The following is a 1,244-nucleotide window of genomic DNA, read 5'->3' as shown; positions in this document are numbered from 1 at the left end:
TTAGGTTTGAAAGTGCAATAAAGGTATCTGGAGTAAATTGGTTATTGTTCAGTACTGTATTTGCGCTCGCGGCAGTTAGGTTTATTTGAGTGATAAAAGCAGGGACACGGGTTACCAATGCACGATTTAAATAGGCGCTGGCAAGTTCGCTATCTAGCGCTAAATTAGATTGAATAGAAACAAGCTCAAGTACATCGTCTACTTCGCTGTCTTTAATTTTAAAGCCCAGCGAGCGTGCCACATTTATATTTTTATCGGTTGTCCCTTGTATTTGATTGGTAAGTATTGCCCGATAGCCTTTTAAACCTTGCTGTTCCATTTTCGACACATCAATACTTTTACTCAATAACGACACCAAAAAAAACATGCTTAGTGCAAGTGGGATCAAGAGAATGCCAAACGTGATGCTTATTTTAGTTTTGTATTTTAGATTCGCCATTAAGCGCATTGCAGGCGCAGCTAACTGCCGTAATCCAGACATAAGACTCTCTTGTATTTAATAAAGTAGGGTGAAGATAAGTAGACCTTGTTACGCTTAATTATCATTCAATTATATCAATTTACAAATAAAAAAGCCCTTAAAGGGCTTTTTCAATCTTTAGTATTGATTGCCTGTTTTAAAAGTAGGTATATAAACCCCGTTTAGGCAATACTTGCGATTAAAGCTTTGCGAAACAACGCTCTGCTGCAGCTATAGTTTCTTGTACTTCCTGTTCCGTGTGCGCAGCACATACAAAGCCAGCTTCAAATGCTGATGGCGCAAGGTATACGCCTTCTTCAAGCATAAGATGGAAAAAGCGTTTAAAACGCTCTAGGTCACACTCAGTCGCTTGTTTGTAAGTGGTTACCTTTTCAGCATCGGTAAAGAAAAAGCCATACATGCCGCCCGCGTAGTTTGTTGTAAGTGCGATACCTGCTTTTTTAGCGCCTTCTTCAAAGCCTTCACATATTGCTTTTGAAATAGCTTCTAGTTTGTCGTGTAATCCAGGCTCACTTAATAGCTCTAATGATTTTAAACCTGCAGCCATAGCTATTGGATTACCAGACAGTGTTCCGGCTTGATATACTGGGCCAACAGGAGCAATGTAATCCATAATTTCAGTTTTGCCGCCAAATGCGCCTACCGGCATGCCGCCGCCTATTACTTTACCTAAACATGTTAGGTCAGGTTTTATGTTGTAATACGCTTGTGCACCACCAAGAGCTACACGAAAACCGGTCATTACTTCGTCAAAAATAAGCAC

1 protein-coding gene and 1 pseudogene are annotated in these 1,244 nt (G+C 40.2%); both read right to left on the bottom strand.

Translation table 11 applies throughout. The annotated features are described in order from the left end of the window. Window positions 1-481: pseudogene (locus BCG07_RS00275) on the bottom strand (methyl-accepting chemotaxis protein); the annotation flags it as partial. 178 nt (window positions 482-659) lie between these two features. Beyond that, window positions 660-1,244: aminotransferase class III-fold pyridoxal phosphate-dependent enzyme (locus BCG07_RS00270; RefSeq protein WP_286887952.1), on the bottom strand; the 585-nt coding region annotated here is incomplete at its 5' end.

The organism is Pseudoalteromonas sp. ESRF-bin5, from assembly GCF_002632075.1.
In the GTDB taxonomy this organism is placed as follows: domain Bacteria; phylum Pseudomonadota; class Gammaproteobacteria; order Enterobacterales; family Alteromonadaceae; genus Pseudoalteromonas; species Pseudoalteromonas marina.
This window is presented reverse-complemented; position numbering and strand designations above follow the sequence as displayed.